At 40.1% G+C, this 14816-nt stretch carries 17 protein-coding genes; 10 read left to right on the forward strand and 7 right to left on the reverse strand.

Features of this window, described 5'->3' with window-relative positions; genetic code table 11:
• The first annotated feature begins 77 nt into the window (after positions 1–77).
• Positions 78–1673: a hypothetical protein gene (locus EHQ47_RS09860; protein WP_135777106.1), complete on the forward strand. Its 1596-nt coding sequence runs from the start codon at positions 78–80 to the stop codon at positions 1671–1673.
• Here the strand turns inward: EHQ47_RS09860 and EHQ47_RS09865 are convergent.
• The 4 genes from EHQ47_RS09865 to EHQ47_RS09880 form a co-directional block, all read right to left on the reverse strand.
• Entirely contained in the window at positions 1663–2382 is a 720-nt protein-coding gene (locus EHQ47_RS09865; RefSeq protein ID WP_135749603.1) for an RsmE family RNA methyltransferase, read from the reverse strand. The two genes, EHQ47_RS09860 and EHQ47_RS09865, sit on opposite strands and share 11 nt — an antisense overlap.
• A 3-nt stretch (positions 2383–2385) precedes the next feature.
• Positions 2386–2817, reverse strand: coding sequence for a hypothetical protein (locus EHQ47_RS09870; protein ID WP_135749679.1), 432 nt, complete (start codon positions 2815–2817; stop codon positions 2386–2388).
• A 53-nt stretch (positions 2818–2870) separates the two neighbouring features.
• On the reverse strand, positions 2871–3704 hold the full coding sequence (gene fcpB / locus EHQ47_RS09875; RefSeq protein WP_135749604.1) for a flagellar-coiling protein FcpB: 834 nt from the start codon (positions 3702–3704) through the stop codon (positions 2871–2873).
• A 122-nt stretch (positions 3705–3826) separates the two neighbouring features.
• A complete protein-coding gene (locus tag EHQ47_RS09880) occupies positions 3827–5077 on the reverse strand; it encodes an AAA family ATPase (RefSeq protein ID WP_208721740.1) in 1251 nt (416 codons plus the stop codon).
• Positions 5078–5163: 86 nt separating this feature from the next.
• On the opposite strand from EHQ47_RS09880, the gene fliN reads away from it, so the two are divergent.
• The 3 genes from fliN to EHQ47_RS09895 all read left to right on the forward strand — a co-directional run bounded on the left by fliN (position 5164) and on the right by EHQ47_RS09895 (position 6846).
• Positions 5164–5685, forward strand: coding sequence for a flagellar motor switch protein FliN (fliN, locus tag EHQ47_RS09885; RefSeq protein WP_135749605.1), 522 nt, complete (start codon positions 5164–5166; stop codon positions 5683–5685).
• Between the two features lie 43 nt (positions 5686–5728).
• Positions 5729–6181, forward strand: coding sequence for a GNAT family N-acetyltransferase (locus EHQ47_RS09890; RefSeq protein ID WP_135749606.1), 453 nt, complete (start codon positions 5729–5731; stop codon positions 6179–6181).
• Between the two features lie 188 nt (positions 6182–6369).
• Entirely contained in the window at positions 6370–6846 is a 477-nt protein-coding gene (locus tag EHQ47_RS09895; RefSeq protein WP_208727426.1) for an RNHCP domain-containing protein, read from the forward strand.
• Between the two features lie 31 nt (positions 6847–6877).
• Here the strand turns inward: EHQ47_RS09895 and EHQ47_RS09900 are convergent, their stop codons facing one another.
• The 3 genes from EHQ47_RS09900 to EHQ47_RS09910 all read right to left on the reverse strand — a co-directional run bounded on the left by EHQ47_RS09900 (position 6878) and on the right by EHQ47_RS09910 (position 9267).
• Positions 6878–7798, reverse strand: coding sequence for an SPFH domain-containing protein (locus EHQ47_RS09900; protein ID WP_135693196.1), 921 nt, complete (start codon positions 7796–7798; stop codon positions 6878–6880).
• A 1-nt stretch (position 7799) separates the two neighbouring features.
• On the reverse strand, positions 7800–8720 hold the full coding sequence (locus tag EHQ47_RS09905) for an SPFH domain-containing protein (RefSeq protein WP_004789303.1): 921 nt from the start codon (positions 8718–8720) through the stop codon (positions 7800–7802).
• Positions 8721–8811: 91 nt separating this feature from the next.
• Entirely contained in the window at positions 8812–9267 is a 456-nt protein-coding gene (locus EHQ47_RS09910; RefSeq protein ID WP_135749608.1) for an NfeD family protein, read from the reverse strand.
• A 93-nt stretch (positions 9268–9360) separates the two neighbouring features.
• Here EHQ47_RS09910 and EHQ47_RS09915 point away from each other — a divergent pair, with 93 nt between their 5' ends.
• The 6 genes from EHQ47_RS09915 to fliM all read left to right on the forward strand — a co-directional run bounded on the left by EHQ47_RS09915 (position 9361) and on the right by fliM (position 14767).
• Complete coding sequence (locus EHQ47_RS09915; RefSeq protein WP_135777108.1) at positions 9361–9789, forward strand: heme-binding domain-containing protein; 429 nt, start codon at positions 9361–9363, stop codon at positions 9787–9789.
• On the forward strand, positions 9786–11216 hold the full coding sequence (gene argH, locus EHQ47_RS09920; protein WP_135777109.1) for an argininosuccinate lyase: 1431 nt from the start codon (positions 9786–9788) through the stop codon (positions 11214–11216). Before EHQ47_RS09915 ends, argH begins: the two co-directional genes overlap by 4 nt.
• A 17-nt stretch (positions 11217–11233) precedes the next feature.
• Positions 11234–12100 (forward strand): peptidylprolyl isomerase, encoded by an 867-nt coding sequence (locus EHQ47_RS09925; RefSeq protein WP_425269571.1) that lies wholly within the window; start codon positions 11234–11236, stop codon positions 12098–12100.
• Positions 12097–12696, forward strand: a complete 600-nt coding sequence (locus EHQ47_RS09930) for a hypothetical protein (protein ID WP_135693201.1) — start codon at positions 12097–12099, stop codon at positions 12694–12696. The genes EHQ47_RS09925 and EHQ47_RS09930 overlap by 4 nt, the downstream gene beginning before the upstream one ends.
• 62 nt (positions 12697–12758) lie before the next feature.
• Complete coding sequence (locus tag EHQ47_RS09935) at positions 12759–13745, forward strand: hypothetical protein (RefSeq protein ID WP_135777111.1); 987 nt, start codon at positions 12759–12761, stop codon at positions 13743–13745.
• Positions 13742–14767 (forward strand): flagellar motor switch protein FliM, encoded by a 1026-nt coding sequence (fliM, locus tag EHQ47_RS09940; RefSeq protein WP_002974265.1) that lies wholly within the window; start codon positions 13742–13744, stop codon positions 14765–14767. Before EHQ47_RS09935 ends, fliM begins: the two co-directional genes overlap by 4 nt.
• Positions 14768–14816: the final 49 nt, after the last annotated feature.

A 14816-nucleotide genomic window follows, 5' to 3' on the forward strand; every position in this document is an offset into this window, starting at 1 on the left:
TTCGTTTTATTGGATCGGTTCTAAAGAGATTATTTCTTATTTTCAGGCCAAAATCTTACGATAATCATCGTATTGTGATGAAGTTTCTTCTGACCCAAGTATTATTTCTGCTTTTCCTTCCTAGTTTTCTTGTTTTGGAAGCGCAGGTTTGGGTTCCTACGGGCACAGAATCGAGGAGAGCTTCCGCCTTACAATTCGATGCCGGCGGATCTAGTTTTCAAAAAGATTACTATGGGTATTTTTCTCCCAATTTTACCTACAACCATGGAAACAATTTTGGGTATTCCTTTTCTCTTCCTATCAATGCACTGGCGGTTGATAAAGAACCTCTCCAGATCGATAGTAAAGCGGGAAAAATTCGAGAGATGGATTACAATAGCAAAAATGATTATTCCCGTGTTTTAAATTATATTTCATACGGAACCTACAACCAACAAATACCAGGTAAGGTGACTTATTCAGCTTACACAGGTAAGATGGTAGATGGATATATTGGTCATGGAACCATTGTCAATAAATACCAAAGTTCTTCTAGGTTCGATTCTTATAATCCCGGAGTGATGGCAGATCTAAATACTGATTATGTTGGTGTTCAGTATTTTGCCAATTCAGTTGTTAATTTTGAAGTGAATGCAGCAAGAGTTTATATCAAACCGCTTGCTATTGGAAAATCTATACTTTCCTTATTTGATAAATCTTCTGATTTGGTATACCTCATGAACTTACGAGGAAATGTACTAGATGAATCGGGACGTTTGAGTGTAGAGGAAGAAGCTGGTTCCGAAGAATCCAAAGCCAAAAAAACAGAAGAAACTAGAAAAAAGGAAATTCGCCCTTATAGTAAAGATTCTCGGATGGAACTTGTGGATAATGATCCATGGTACAATCGTTTGACGATTGGTTATACCAGGGCATGGGACCGAGCTGCTCCTGTTCAAATGTCTTATAATACCAACGGATCTCCTGTCACAGAAAAGAATTTGGACAATCCCAAAACAACGCAGGTCACTAGAGCTTCTGTTGAAGGAATGGATATTGAATACCGACTTTTAAACCTTCCTTTCGTGGAATTCACACCTTATCTGGATGTGAATAAAATCAAAGGATTAGATGGGGCTCAAGGAACTCATTACGGAAGTATCTTTCGTTTAGGAACAAAAGATTTAAATATCATTCTAAAACCTGAGTTTCGTCAGATGACGGCAAATTACGCCCCTATGTATTTTGATAGTTTTTACGAAGTGGAACGGTTTCAAAAATTTCCAATTTCTGCGCCCCTACGTCCAAAATATGATTATTTAGAAAACCAGTCCAATGCCAAAGTCACTGGTTATTATCATACAATTTATGTTAACTTTTATCACCTTGGATTCGAGTTTGCAGTAGAAGATTATGGTTTAAAAGGCAATAAACGTGTGTTTGCTGCTGCTTATATTCCTTTAGGATCTTCATTTTTAATGTCCTTTTATTATACCAAAAAGGGATACGAGTCACAAGGAAAGGCATTTGAGTTAGACAATAACACGCAGGCGGCAGCGGAAATTTCCAAATCCTTTGGTCCCATCGTATTAAGATTACAAAATTATCGAAAGTATTATTTAGATAGCAGTGAAAAGTCTTTTATTAGTATCGATGAAATTCGATTTTTAGTTTCTGGTGGAATTAGTTTCTAATAAACAATTGGTGTAAAAGAGCTGAGAAAGCAAATTCTGTTCTCAAATTAATTTTTCCAAGACTAACTCGAGTAAAACTAGATTCTTTAAAAAACAATAGATCATCAGGTTTCCAGCCAGATTCTGGTCCAAAAACAAAAAGAATCTCTTCGAATGATTTTTGATTTTTGCCTAAACTTTCCGTAAAATTTTCTCCTTCCCGATCCAAAATAAGTACCTTTCCCTTCCATGATTTTAGAAACGGTTTCCAGGGTTCTGACTGGGCCAAATGTAAATCAGGGAGTTTATAATTTCCTGTTTGGCTTAATCCTGTTTCTAAATAAGAAACTGTATCTTTGGTATAAACAGGGGAGGTCCAATATTCTTTATTCTTAGATTCTGTTGCATAAAAAGATACAGAGGTTACACCGTATGCGCCACTTAGGTGCAAAATTTTTTTCCCCGTTTGAGGTCTTGGTAGGGAAAAGAAGGTGTGGATCGAAAGTGGTTTTAAAACGTTTGGAAGAGAATTTAATTTCTCTATAGTTGTCGCAGATTCGTTAGTTGATTGGATTTTAAAAAGAAAATTACCGGAAAAAGGAATGACCACTTGAATTGTATCATTCATATCTTTTTTTAAAATGTTTCGGATATGGGAATGTCTTTCACCCGTTAGTGATACTAGGTGGTTTTGAATTAGTTCCCTTTCGTAAACAAGAATCCAATTCAAAATTTAAATCTCAAAACTAGGTTTTGTTTCTGGTTGTGATTCTTCTATAGGATCCAGAGGGTTTGGCTCTGGATACAGTTCCATATTTGGGTTTTGCAGTTGTTCTTCTATTACTGGATCAGGTTTTTGTGATTCAGGAACAGTAGACCATTTCCAAAAATACAAAAGTAGAATAACAAATAAGAGAATCGGTATGAAAGGAAATTCTCTTTTTTTCGGCCCTTGTTTTGATTTTAAATAGTCAATAGGGGCATAAAGCAAATCAAGGATTAGGTCTTTATAACTTTGTAATGAAGGTTTGAATTGAAAAGAGGGGATCTGTTCCGAAGTAGAAAAATCGTCAGGAGATTCTAAATCGGGAACAAAAGTAAAACGATGAGAACAAACGGGACATTGAACCAAAATGGTTCCCTGTGTGGCAGGGAACCTTAACATCGTGGAACAATTCGGACATTGTTTAACGAGATTCAATTAAGAACCTGTTGTTCTTAGTATTTTAAAGAACTCTTCAATGCTTCAACGTTCTTCTTGTAATGTTTATTCGAATCACGATCGTTATAGTCGAAAAGTTTTGTAAACAATTTGTCGAAGTAGTCCAAGTTCTTGAAGTAGAATTGTTTTTTGAAATTATTTCTAATTGGGTTTGTTTTTGTATTCTCTACGTTTGATAGAATGTATTTACCAACACCTTTTTCCGAAGGAGTTTCTGGAGTTCCCCATACAGGATAGTCATCATGTTGGTAGAAGAGTTCAATTTTATCGTCGTGTGCAGGTGCTCCGTTTGGTGCAACATCAGCAATAACGGAAATAATTTTGTCTTCTAAAACAAAGTTGTTTTGGTAAATATAAGTTCTAACTTTTGTGATGTTACGTGGTTGTTCTTTTCTTGGATCTGGATCAGCATTGTTTGCACCTTCAAAAAAGAGTTCCATCTTTTTGAATTTTGCACCTAAGTTTTTTCCAGAACGTCCATCTTCACTTCCAACAAAGTCAAACACTTCTAAATGCAAACAAGTGTTATCTTGTGCTTCTTGTTTGTCAGTCGCTTCACATCTTTCTCCGTCAGCACTTGGTTTTCCTTTGTAAAGGACAGTGCGGTGAGGAAGGGTTCTCACTTTCATTTTAAATAAAACTGTGTGCAAACGAAGGCGTTTGTTCACTTCAGAAATATTATTATCTAGTTCTTTTTCTGTCTCTGCAATGGACTTACCGGATTGGGTTGGGTCAATTCCTGCAGAAGTAGAACCTGTTTCCGAGCTACCAGTTTGAGCGAAAACCCCAAAGTTGAGCAAAAGGATGGGGAGAATTAATTTTATTTTCATGTCCGAATCTTCCTAAAAGGTTAATTTGAAGGATACCAAAGAACGACCAATGGTCGTAAACAACTATCCTGTAAAAATTATCGGTAAATCACCTAGAAGATTGAAGCCGAAACTCTTACTTTTTAGCGTTTCCAACCAAAATCTGGGAAGGAGTCTAAATAAAAAGAAATTTCAGGAGCGGACAAAAAGTCCTCTTTTTCCCAATTTTGGGTGATCCAACGGCGTTCGACGTAATCGCAATAATCCTTTAGGTTCCGTCCTGAGGCACCGTCCAAAACCTCGGCCAGCTTTTGGCGTTCGTTCGGTTTCAGTTGTTTGGCATAACCTTCCAAAATTTTACTTCGTTCTTCTTTGTTTGGCAATGGAAAGTAAATCTTACGGTCAAACCTTGACAAAAGGGCCGAATCGAGGTCTGTTTTGCGGTTGGTAGCACCAATGGTAATCGTGCCGCTCCTCTCAGCAAATCCATCCAGCTTGCGTAGGAGGACACTCAATAGGTTTCTTGTGGCTTCAAACAACCCGTCTTCTCTAGATGTGGCAAGGGAATCAATTTCATCTAAGAAGAGCATACATTTGGGAAATAAGGCTGCCGCATCAAAAACCATGGCCAGGTTCTGGGAAGATTCCCCATAGTATTTACTTAAGATCGATTCGATAGGCACATAAACCATCGGAACCCCACAAAGATGGGAAACAATTTTTGCCATACTGGTTTTTCCCACTCCTGGTTCGCCTTCAAAGAGAACAGCCCGGGGGAGGTTCTGGCTTGGTTTTTTACGGGTCAGTTTGGTGATTTCAAAAAATGGTTCCGGTTTCAAAACGGGAAAGACCAAACTCTCTAAAATTTGGGCCTTCACCCCATCATAACCAAAAACAGAATCAAACCCCAAATCGTTTCCTTTGGCTTTTTCTAAGTGAGGGTCATACACTTCGGCCCCTAGTTGGTGGAGGAGGATCCTTGGGTCTCTTGTTTCTGTTCCATCTGCCTTTAAAAATTGGAAGAGACTGACACAGGTTTGGATTTCTTTGGTGGAAAAATCCCCATGTTTGGAACACTCCAGTTTTAAATCCGATTTGAAAGAAAATCGAATCCGAAATTTTCCCGAAAGGTTCTTTTGTGGTTCAAAGAGATTTTCGTTTAGTGTTTGGATGCTAATATATCCTTCTTCAAAATTATAAATGCGAAAGTTTTCGATATAATTTCTGATAATTCCCAAACAGTCCAAAATTCGGTCCTTACTCGCATTTTCTGTGCGAAACCGAAACAAGGTTTCTTCTTTTTCCTGAACAAACTGGTAGTTGGCATTTTTTAGTTCCGATGCAAAGAGTTCTTTCGCTTTAAAATAATCCAGATGGGACTGAGAATTGGACATAAGGAACAAAATACGGAACTTTCCCTTTTTTTTCAAGGAAGGATTTTGATTTCCACCGACGAATAGATTGGAGAGGTTGCAAAGATATGGGTGAAGGTTCACTATCACAAGAAGACATAGACGCTCTACTTGGCGGATTTAGTGGAGGAGGAAATGCTCCTGCTGCTGGCGGTTCCGGCGGAGGTGGCGGTGGTCTTGATGATTTGGATGCCCTCGTCGGAGGTGGTGGTGGAGATGACAACGGTCCATCTTTTGCCGACATTGCTGCAGCCCTAGGCCCAAGTGCCACTCCCAGTCCAACAAGATCTGCTACCAAAGCACAAGGCGGTCCAGGAAATAATACTGCTAATCTTAATTTACTCTTAGATGTTACCCTCCAGCTCACGATTGAACTAGGACGAACCACGATGTTCATCAAGGATGTCCTCCAACTGACGGAAGGTACTGTGGTTGAGTTAGACAAAAACATTGGGGAAGAACTGGATATCTTAGCCAACGGTAAATTGGTTGGAAGAGGAAAACTCATCATCCTCGATGATTATTACGGAGTTCAAATCACTCAAATTGTAGATCCAATGGAAAGACTGGGTGGACCTGCTTTTTTATAATCCAATATACATTCGCCAAGTTGTCGAGTGAGTCGTTTGATATATGGACTTCGTATCTCCTTATTCAATGCTACGGATTACCAATCCTTCCGAAGAATTACAAACGGAACTTTGGGACCTTCTCCACACATATAGTGTTTCCAAGTTAGGTGATCCTAACCTTGAAAAAAAAGAATTTTTTGCCATCCTTGTCAAAGAGGGAGATACTCTTGTGGCCGCCTCTCTTTGTTATTTATTTTTTAAAGGACTAAACCTCCAACTCCTTTGGGTCGCAGAAGAAAAACGAGGAATGGATTTAGGAACTAAATTACTAAATCAAATTGAAAAAGAGGCCAAAACTCTCGGGGCCACTCTTGTATTTGGTTATTCGTTTGGGTTCCAAGCTCCTAAATTTTATACAAAACTGGGTTATGAAGAAGTGGGAATGATCCCCAATTACCCGGAAGGTCAGAATTGTTATTTCCTTTGTAAAAAATTGACAACTGAATCTCCTTGACACCAATTCTCTCTCTTTCAAATTGTATCTTATGTTAACTCTAGCCATTGTGTAGACCGCCAAAACGGTGAACTTGTTTTGGATACCCCGCCTAAATTCAATTAGGAGGCGGCTATCTTCGCACAGGCGGTCTATTCCTCTCATCCACTGTTTTGGTTCCTCTTTTTGTTTTGCCGCAAAAACTGGATATGGTACGTGAATCCGAACTATCTAAATTTCAAAAGTTCTCAAAGAAAAAACGTTTTGATGATGAAGACGAAGGCTTTTCGTCTCTAAAACCCAAAACAAAATCCCATCGTTTCCGTTCTGATGTAGATGAATTTCGTTGTGTGGAATGCAAACAAATGGTTTTTCCACCTGGATTTGGAACAGACCAGAGAAACCATTGTCCCAATTGTTTGACGAGTTTGCATCTGGACAATTCTCCCGGTGACCGTGCTGCCACATGTGGAAGTAAGATGGAAGCGATTTCCATTTGGGTGAGAAAAGGGGAATGGGTGATTTTACACCGATGTAAGGGATGTGGAGTGATCCATGCCAATCGGATTGGGCCAGATGACAACGAGGCACTTCTTGTTTCGCTTGCTGCCCAAGCAATGGCAAAACCAAGTTTTCGATTGTTTACAGAAAATCCGGTGGAAGATCCACCGGATGACAAATGTTAAACTATTGTTTCGGCATATTAGGATTGTCCTACTATGCTTTCGGTTTTTTCCCTTCGGTTAGGTTGGCAATGAGGGTTGGCAAATTCATTACATCTGCAGGGATGAGGATTTCCGTATTCTCTTTGGCAACATTGAGGAAGTTATGGATAAAAGCCTTTGTGATTTGGAGTTTGATCGCAGAGGCACCACCTTGTTCAGAGATGGAACCTGCAATGGCTTCAATCCCTTTTGCTGTTGCTACAGCAAGGGCTTCGATTTCCGTTGCTTTCCCTTCGGCAGAGTTAATCCTTCTTTGTTTTTCCCCTTCCGATTTGTTCACAGCTTCTTCTTTAAAACCAAGGGAACGGTTGATTCTTGAATCTCTTTCCCCTTCGGAAAGTAGCACCTGCGAACGTTTGGCGATTTGTGCTTTCTTTTCTTTTTCCATCGCATCTAGAACCGATTTCGGTGGCACAATATTCAAAATTTCATAACGATTGACTTTGATTCCCCAAGGTTCCGATGCTTGGTCAATCGCCGCCACAATCGTAGAATTGATTAAGTCTTTTTCTCCAATCGTTTTGTCCAGTTCCATGGTTCCAATCACAGAACGCATTGTGGTTTGTGCCAGTTGGATGGCTGCAAATTGGAAATCTTCGATTCCATATGAGGCACGAACGGGATCGATGATTTTTAGATAAATGACTCCATCCACCTTCACCTGCACGTTGTCATGCGTGATACAAATTTGTGGTTGTACATCGATGGATTGTTCTTTGAGAGTATGGTAATACGCATCTCGATCAATGAAAGGGATGAGGATATGAAATCCTGCTCGTAAACTCCTGGAATATTTTCCCAGTCGTTCCACAATGAGAACATCCTGTGCTGGGATGATGCGAATGCAGCGAAAGATTTTATAAACCAAATAAATGGCAATGATCGACCAAAAAGCTAAGTATACAAATTCCATACTATTCTCCTACCTGAGGGATTTTGGTTGTGATTTTGGAAAGGCCTTCAAACACTCCACCAATGTTTGCGAGTGTTTCGGGAACCACTGTGGTTTTGGAAGTTTTCAAAATTTGACCGAGAGCATCCAAATATTCTTGGGTGATTTGTAAACTGACTGCTTCCTTTCCACCTTTTTTACTAATGGCTTCGGAGATGAGCTGTAAACCTTTTGCTGTCGCATTCGAAATGAGTGTGATTTCCTGGGCACGTCCATCGGCTTCATTCACCAATCGGATTTTTTCCCCTTCGGAAATGTTAATCGATTCTTGTCTTTCTCCGACAGAATGATTCACCCGAGCTTCCTTTTCTCCTTGGGAGATGGTGATTTCCGCTCGCCTTTCTCTTTCGGATTTCATTTGGTTTTCCATCTCGAGAAGGATTTGTTTGGGTGGAGTGATATTTCTGATTTCGTATCTTGTGACTTTGATTCCCCAAGGATCAGTGGCCCTGTCAATATTGGAAACCACTCGACCATTGATTTCATCTCTTTCCGAAAGTAAATTATCAAAAATTAATTTTCCAATTTCAGAACGAAGTGTGGTTTGTGCAAGTTGAGTTGTTGCCAACATAAAGTTATCAATTCCGTAAGATGCTTTTTCTCCATCGATGACTTTTAAATACAATACCCCATCCACTTCTACGGATACGTTATCCCTTGTAATACAAACTTGTGGATCAATATCGATGGTTTGTTCTTTTAGATTTTGGCGATAACGAATTTGGTCTACAAACGGAATCATAAAATAAAATCCCGATTTCAAAACCCCATTTAATACACCTAATCTTTCTTTTACATAAACACTTTGTTCTGGAACAATGATGATTGTCTTTTTGATGATATAAACAATGACCAAAAATACAACAATGACGGTCGCGCCCATAGTTTCTCCTTTGTGACGTTTGACCATACGAGATGAGGGAAAAGAGAAAAGGGTTTTTTGAGTCTCTTTAAAAAAAAATGAAATCTTTTGTTTATGAATCCACTCGTTCTACGGTAAAAGTCAGATTTTCCCGAGACAAAATTCGAACATAGTTTCCCTTGGTGATTTTGGAATCGTTAGAAACTGCATCCCAAAGGGTTCCTTGGAACCTTATTTTTCCTCCGTGCCTCTGCACTAAAATATCAGTTTCTACAGGCACAATTTGGTTTAAAAAATCATCTTTAATAAAAGGATCCACAGAAGATTCTGATTTAAAAAATCGTCTGACAGCAGACCCTCCCACAAGGATAGAAACTAAACTCGAAACCACCCAAACAACCACTTGGGAATAAAACTCCATAGGTACGAGACGAGTCAGAATCCCCGTAAAAATGGCTCCGATTCCTAAAAACATCACAAAGGTTCCCGGCAATAAGAATTCCGAAAATAAAAGTGTGAGCCCAAGAAAAATCCAGACATAAGGTGAGTTTGCGAAAATAAAATCCAAAAGAAACCTCTAAAGAATAGGAACAATGGATTCTAAGCAAAGGCAAGAAAAATAATACTTTGATTTCGGAGGAAGGGTTAGAACCTGTCTTGTGTGAAACGAATTTTTTTCATCTTAGTCGGAGTTTTACTCGTCCTCCAATTTTTTCCCATCGATCGCTCCAATCCTCCTGTCAAATCGGAGATCCAAACCAGTGCAGAGACCAAAGAAATCCTGAAGCGTAGTTGTTACGATTGCCATTCGAACGAAACTGTTTGGCCGACGTATTCCTATATTTTTCCCGCTTCCTTACTCATCTCTCACCATGTGGAAGAAGGAAGAGATGAATTGAATTTTTCCGAGTTTGGACTTCTAACGGACAAAAAACAAAACAAAAAAATCTATGAAATTTGGGAACAAGTGGAAGAAGGTGAGATGCCTCCCAAAGACTATCTATTGTTACACCCAAGTGCTAGGTTATCTGACAAAGATAAAGAAATTTTAAAACAATGGTCGGATCGTTTTAGTGGGGATTCGGAATGAAAGAGAAAAAATTATGGGGTGGTCGTTTTGAGGCACCACCTTCTTCTCTGATGATTCGCATTGGTGAGTCGATTAGTTTTGATAAAGAACTGTATTCACACGATATTGAAGGCTCCATTTCCCATTCTCGAATGCTAAAACGTATTGGTATCCTTACCGAATCGGAACAAAGAAAAATTGAAACCGGTCTTGGGCAGATCAAAAAAGAAATCGATTCTGGAAAGTTTGAATTCAAAATCGAAAACGAGGACATTCATATGTCTGTCGAATCTCGCCTAACGGAGCTTTTGGGAGATTTGGGAAAAAAACTACACACAGGTAGAAGCCGAAATGATCAGGTCTCCCAGGATGTTCGTTTATATATCAAAGCAGAAGTGGAATCCATTTTAGTTTTACTTTTGGATTTACTGAGTGCTTGGATCGGAAAAGCAGAAGCCCATACGAAAACCATCATCCCTGGATACACCCACCTACAAATTGCCCAACCCATTCGTGCATCTCATTATTTTTTATCTCATTTTTGGGCCAATGTTCGGGACTTCGAAGATTTTTTAGGCGCTTACGAAAGAGCAGACGAGCTAGTGTTAGGTTCTGGTGCTCTTGCGGGTGTTAATTATGCCACGGACCGGGACTTTATGAGAAAGGATTTGTCTCTTTCTCGGATTTCAGAAAATTCAATGGATGCCGTAAGCCAAAGAGATCATATTTTTAAATTTCTTTTTGCAGCTTCTCAATTTATGATCCATGTCTCTCGTTTTTGTGAAGAGATCATTTTATACACCTCCCAAGAGTTTAGTTATTTTAAATTGCCTGACCACTTGACTACCGGTTCTTCCATTATGCCACAAAAGAAAAATCCCGATGTGGCCGAACTCATTCGGGGGAAGGCGGGACGAGTGATCGGAAGTTTGACTCATTTGTTTGTGATGCTAAAAGGTACTCCTTTATCGTATAACAGAGATTTCCAAGAAGACAAACTCCCGTTATTTGATACAGTCAAACAAGTCAAACTGAGTATCGAAGGGGTGCGGGATATGGTTCTTGGGATCCAAGTGTTTCCAGAGAATGCGACCCGTAGCCTCCGTTCTGGATTTTCGACGGCAACGGACCTTGCCGACTGGCTTGTCAGTGCCAAAGGAATTCCATTTCGTTCTGCCCATGAAATTGTCGGTGAGCTAGTAAAACACTGCTCTTCCAAAGGGTATGATTTGTTTACGATTCCTAGTGGAGAGAGGGGGCAAATCCATGCTGTACTCACAGATCCAGGGTATGAAGCTGCCATTTCTCTAGAAACTTCTTGTGACAAAAAAGATGTGATGGGAGGAACCTCTCTTCCTCGTCAAAAAGAACAAATCAAACGAGCCAAGGCAAAGGTAAACGAATTGACCAAAAAGCTAAAATCGATAGAATCCAAAGGTAAAAAATAAATATGAAATCTAGTGTAATGAACAAACTCTCTTATTTTGCCTTTTTCTTTTTGGCTTTAACCCAAACCGTTTTCTGTAGTGACCAAACATTCAAAAAAATCACTTATGAACCTGTATCGTATTCACCTTCCAAAGTGATTGTCAAACGCCAGGATGCCACCTCGGTCAAGTTACCGGAAAAACCAGCCATTTATGCTGTGTTTACAACTACTTCTGGTGATTTGGTTTTAGAACTTTATGATACTGCTGCCCCCAAAACGGTTCAGAACTTTATCGACTTGGCCCAAGGCGAAAAAGAATTCAAAACCGACAAAGGCTCTGAAAGAAGGCCTTATTATGACGGACTGAAATTCCACCGAGTCATCGAAAACTTTATGGCCCAAGGTGGTTGCCCAAGAGGAGACGGAACAGGTGGACCTGGGTTTCAGATAGAAGATGAAATCAACGGAAAGGCTCTTGGACTTGATAAAGTCAAAATCAAAGACGCACCACAATACCAATCCCAACTCCAACGAGCTGTCCTTGCGGAATTTAAAATCCAATCAAGAGCTGAATTTGAAGAGAAACGAACAGAAGTAGAAAAAGCTTACCAAGAAGCAATGGAATTACCGGTTTTAGAAGTTTTACACCGTGTGGGTTACCGATACAACGAAGTCCTACCTAGCCAGAAAGCTGTCCGAGGTGCCTTAGCGATGGCCAATGCAGGTCCCAATACCAATGGATCCCAGTTTTTTATCAACCAAGTGGACACTCCTCACCTCGACGGACTCCATACTGTATTTGGATTTTTAGTTTCTGGATACGATGTACTTGACCGAATCATTGAAAAAGGAAATCTACAGACAACCATCCGTAAGGTTGTCATCATCGACAAACGCCAATGAACTACTTAGAAGGCATCGAAGTCATTCAAAAATACACATCCGGTTCCTCGGTGGAGCCGGTGTTAAAATTCATTATGACCATTCCGCATAATGAAGAAGCCTTTGCGAATGCACTTGATGAAATCGGGGGCATCAATCGTTACCCCGATACCTTTGTCGGACTCCTTAGTTTTATCAGTTTTATTTTGGGTCAAAAATCAAAAATGGCCCAACTTTATGAAACAGCCTTGGAACGGTATGAATCCTTAAACCAGGTCACTTCCAAACGTCGCCCCACCGAAGAAGAATCTAAGATCAAACGCACGTTAACTGATTTTATCTTAAAAATTGAAAAGGTATTTGAAATCCAAGATCTTACGGATGAAAGTTTGGTGAAGGAACTAAATCGTTTTGTTTCCGAGGCCAACCTGTATGGGGTCACAGAAAACGAGATCAAAAACCTAAAAGTATCCTCCAAAACGGTAGCCCTTGTGGAACCCCATTTGGACAAACAAAGGGAAAACTACTACCAGTACAAAAAATTGAGTTCTATCATGACAAGACTCATTCGGATCGCTGACTACATTTTGGCAGAGGCTAAAATGGGTACCGGTTAGTCGTTTTTTATGTCCTAAAAATTCTTTCGTAAATTCCAAATCTTGCCGAAATCTTAAACTGTATGCGGTCTCTCCGAAACTTCGTGATTTTAGGAATTCTTTTGGTAGATTCTCTTTATGCATTTCCTGACAGGGATGCCAGGGGGGAACGAATTGATAATTTTGTCTCTCTCCAGTCTAAAATCAGCTTGTCCCTAACGAAAAGAAGTTACCAAGCCGGGGAAAGAGTTCCTCTCACTTTTACCGTGACCAATACAGGAAAAGAAGTGGTTCGTATCTTTCCTTCCTTTGATTTTCGTTATTCTTTCCAAATCATTGTGAAAGATGAAAATGACAGAATCCTCACTCCCATCGAAGATCCCGAGTTTCCAGATCCGATTCTCAAACGAAGAACCACCATTGTCAATTTAGTGGGCGATGAAAATAAAGAAGTGAGCCTACACAGAAACGAATCCTTTTCCAAAACCATTTATTTGGATGAACATTATAGTTTTTTACCTGACCAAAAATTCTATGTAACTGGTTACTTTTATCCTAATTATACGGAAGATAAATCCGCATTCCTTCGTTCCGGGAATACGGTGGGATTCTTATTTCAAAATCCCAAAGCAGAAAGAAGGGAAACCGTCACCCGCCAAATTACGGAAAACGGAGGTCTTTCTCCAGAAGAGACTATTTTCCTGTTTCTTGGGGCGGAGATGAAAAAACGATGGGAATACCATTTTAAGTGGATCGATTTTTCAGAATATATTTTGGCTTATGATCGTTTCAGCAGTGCCTACACCGAGGCTGGACTTGGGGAACGTGAAACGATCATCGAAGACTTTAAAGAGTATTTGACGGAGACACCCTCCGGTGTTTTAAAATACTTTAAGGTCATGAACGTGGACTATCCTTCAAAACGGGATGCTCGTGTTCAAGTTTATGTAGAAAGAATGATGGGTCGGTTCAAAACAAGGTACGAATATATATACACCTTGCGACAAGAAGAGGGAAGCCGTGTTGGATTTTGGCAGATTAAAAACTTACTCGTAAAGGTAAAAAAATGACGGAAATCCTTTCCCAAGACGAAATTGATGCCCTGTTAAATGCCATCTCCTCAGGAGAAGTATCCGAGGATGAATACTCATCGGTTGGGGAACAAAAGAAAGTCAAAATCTACGACTTCAAACGTCCGGATAAATTTTCAAAAGACCAAATTCGTACACTGCAGATGATGCACGAGACCTTTGCCCGTTTGGCAACAACCGGTTTATCCGCTCAGTTACGCGCCCTAGTTGTAGTGCACGTGGCTTCCGTGGACCAGTTAACTTACGAAGAATTCATTCGTTCCATCCCGAACCCAACGACCCTTGCTGTGATCAATATGGACCCCCTTCGCGGGTCTGCGATTCTAGAAATTGATCCATCCATTTCCTTTACGATCATCGATCGTCTGTTTGGTGGTAAAGGGGAATCTTCTAAGGTCAACAGAGAACTTTCCGATATCGAGTTATCAGTAATGGAAGGGATCATTGTTAGGATTCTTGGAAACTTACGAGAGTCCTGGTCCACGGTAATTGACTTACGCCCAAGACTAGGAAACATCGAAACAAACCCGCAGTTCGCACAGGTGGTTCCTCCGAATGACATGGTGGTATTAATTACTCTCGAGACAAAAGTGGGAGAAGTGGAAGGGATGACAAACCTTTGTATTCCCTACATCACCATTGAACCAATCATCAATAAACTTTCTGCCCAGTACTGGTATTCCTCGATTCGTAAAGGGGAAGTGGACGAAAACCGCGCTGTCATCCAAGAACGACTCGACCAAGTCAAAATCCCTCTCATTTCCGAAGTGGGAAGTGTGGATATCTCTCTGAATGATCTCATGAACTTACATGTGGGTGATGTGATCAAACTGGAAAACACTCCGATCAAAACCGACCTAATGGTAAAAGTAGGGGATCGTAGTAAGTTCAAGGCCACACCGGGCCGCGTAGGAAACCGCCTTGCCATCCAAATTGGAGATAGCATTGAGGACATTCCGGACGAACTTCTCGGATCTACAAGATCGGAACAAGAATACTAATTTTTCGCTAAACAGAGTTTATGCGAAGGTTAAAACGATCAGTGAAAAG

Source organism: Leptospira bourretii (assembly GCF_004770145.1).
GTDB classification, from domain to species: Bacteria; Spirochaetota; Leptospiria; order Leptospirales; family Leptospiraceae; genus Leptospira_A; species Leptospira_A bourretii.